Origin of the sequence: Acetobacterium fimetarium (assembly GCF_014284475.1) — a bacterium.
Taxonomy (GTDB): domain Bacteria; phylum Bacillota; class Clostridia; order Eubacteriales; family Eubacteriaceae; genus Acetobacterium; species Acetobacterium fimetarium.
In genome coordinates this window covers 1-2,866 of sequence record NZ_WJBC01000058.1, presented here as the reverse complement: position 1 = coordinate 2,866, position 2,866 = coordinate 1, and the positions used below count along the sequence as shown (strand labels likewise).

Annotated in this window: 1 rRNA gene; it reads left to right on the top strand. The window is 50.9% G+C overall.

The features are described 5' to 3' along the window. Nucleotides 1-2 precede the first annotated feature (2 nt). Nucleotides 3-2,863 (top strand): 23S ribosomal RNA (locus GH808_RS14965). Nucleotides 2,864-2,866: the final 3 nt, after the last annotated feature.

The following is a 2,866-nucleotide window of genomic DNA, read 5'->3' as shown; positions in this document are numbered from 1 at the left end:
AGGATCAAGAAGAAAAGAGCACAGGGCGGATGCCTTGGCACTCAGAGCCGACGAAGGACGCGACAAGCTGCGAAAAGCTACGTGTAGGTGCACATAACCGATTAAGCGTAGATATCCGAATGGGGAAACCCGGCTGATAGAAGATCAGTCACCGTATGCTGAATAAATAGGCATACGGAGGGAACCCGGAGAACTGAAACATCTTAGTACCCGGAGGAAAAGAAAGAAACATCGATTCCTTAAGTAGCGGCGAGCGAAAGAGGAAGAGCCCGGATTACATCAAATCTGGATTATTAGTCGAACGACATGGGAAGGTCGGACGCAGAGGGTGAGATCCCCGTAGACGAAAGTAATTCAGGTGGGTAATCGACGAGTACCACGGGACACGTGTAACCCTGTGGGAATATGGGGGGCCCACCCCCCAAGGCTAAATACTACTGAGTGACCGATAGCGGAAAGTACCGTGAGGGAAAGGTGAAAAGAACCCCGGAAGGGGAGTGAAATAGAAACTGAAACCCTGTGCTTACAAGCAGCAGGAGCTAACGTGACTGCGTGCTTTTTGTAGAACGGGCCAACGAGTTACGGTATGTAGCAAGGTTAAGTACTTCAGGTACGGAGCCGTAGGGAAACCGAGTCTGAATAGGGCGATTAGTTGCATGCTGTAGACCCGAAACCGTGTGATCTATCCATGACCAGGATGAAGCTTGGGTAAAACCAAGTGGAGGTCCGAACCAGTGTCTGTTGAAAAAGGCTTGGATGAGTTGTGGATAGGGGTGAAATTCCAATCGAACACGGAGATAGCTGGTTCTCCCCGAAATAGCTTTAGGGCTAGCGTTGTAGAGAGAGTGATGGAGGTAGAGCACTGAATAGGCTAGGGGTCGTAAAGATTACTGAACCTTATCAAACTCCGAATGCCATACACTTATATACGGCAGTCAGACTGTGTGAGATAAGTCTCATAGTCAAAAGGGAAACAGCCCAGACCATCCGCTAAGGTCCCCAAGTCCAGATTAAGTGGGAAAGGATGTGCAACTGCAGAAACAACCAGGATGTTGGCTTAGAAGCAGCCATACATTTAAAGAGTGCGTAATAGCTCACTGGTCGAGTGGTGGTGCGCCGAAAATGAACGGGGCTAAAATCTGGCACCGAAGCGATGGATTATGGTACTACCATAGTGGTAGGGGAGCAATGTCTTGAGGGCGAAGCTAAACTGTAAGGTTTGGTGGACACAAGACAAGAGAGAATGTTGGCATGAGTAGCGAAAGTGAAGTGAGAATCTTCACCATCGAAAGCCCGAGGTTTCCTGAGGAAGGTTCGTCCGCTCAGGGTAAGTCGGGGCCTAAGCCGAGGCGAGAAGCGTAGGCGATGGACAACAGGTTGAAATTCCTGTACCACCTTTAATTGTTTGAGAGATGGAGTGACACAGAAGGATAAGCGAACCCGGCAGATGGAAAAGCCGGGCCAAGCGTCAAGGCTGATTGGGGAGGCAAATCCCCCCGGTTAAGGCTGAGGCGTGACGGGTAACGAAAAATAAGTAGGGAAGTCGCTGATTTCACGCTGTCAAGAAAAGCTTCTATTGAGAGAGAAGGTGCCCGTACCGTAAACCGACACAGGTAGGCGAGGAGAGAATCCTAAGATGAGCGGGAGAAGTGTTGTTAAGGAACTCGGCAAAATGACTCCGTAACTTCGGGAGAAGGAGTGCCCCCTCAGGGGGGCCGCAGAGAAGAGGCTCAAGCGACTGTTTAGCAAAAACACAGGTCTCTGCTAAATCGAAAGATGATGTATAGGGGCTGACGCCTGCCCGGTGCTGGAAGGTTAAGAGGAGTGCTTAGCGCAAGCGAAGGTGCGAATTTAAGCCCCAGTAAACGGCGGCCGTAACTATAACGGTCCTAAGGTAGCGAAATTCCTTGTCAGGTAAGTTCTGACCCGCACGAAAGGCGTAACGATTTGAGCGCTGTCTCGACAACACACCCGGTGAAATTGTAGTACTCGTGAAGATGCGAGTTACCCGCGACAGGACGGAAAGACCCCGTAGAGCTTTACTGCAATCTGGCATTGAGTTTTGGTAGTAGACGTACAGGATAGGTGGGAGGCAGAGAATTTGGGACGCCAGTTTCGAAGGAGCCAACCTTGGGATACCACCCTTGTACTATTGGAATTCTAACAAGTGGCCGTAATCCGGTCATTGGACAGTGTCAGATGGGCAGTTTGACTGGGGCGGTCGCCTCCTAAAAAGTATCGGAGGCGCCCAAAGTTACCCTCAGGATGGTTGGAAACCATCTATTAGAGTGCAAAGGCAAAAGGGTGATTGACTGCGAGAGAGACATCTCGAGCAGAGACGAAAGTCGGGCTTAGTGATCCGGTGGTTCCGAGTGGAAGGGCCATCGCTCAACGGATAAAAGCTACCTCGGGGATAACAGGCTTATCTCCCCCAAGAGTCCACATCGACGGGGAGGTTTGGCACCTCGATGTCGGCTCGTCTCATCCTGGGGCTGAAGCAGGTCCCAAGGGTTGGGCTGTTCGCCCATTAAAGAGGCACGCGAGCTGGGTTCAGAACGTCGTGAGACAGTTCGGTCCCTATCCGTCGTGGGCGTTAGATATTTGAGAAGAGCTGTTCCTAGTACGAGAGGACCGGAACGGACAAACCACTGGTGCACCAGTTGTTCCGCCAGGAGCATAGCTGGGTAGCTAAGTTTGGAAAGGATAAGTGCTGAAGGCATCTAAGCACGAAGCCCCCTTCAAGATAAGATATCTCACCAGAAATGGTTAAGGTCCCTGGTAGACGACCAGGTAGATAGGCTGGATGTGGAAGTATGGCAACATATGGAGCTGACCAGTACTAATCGACCGAGGTCTTGATCCAAGA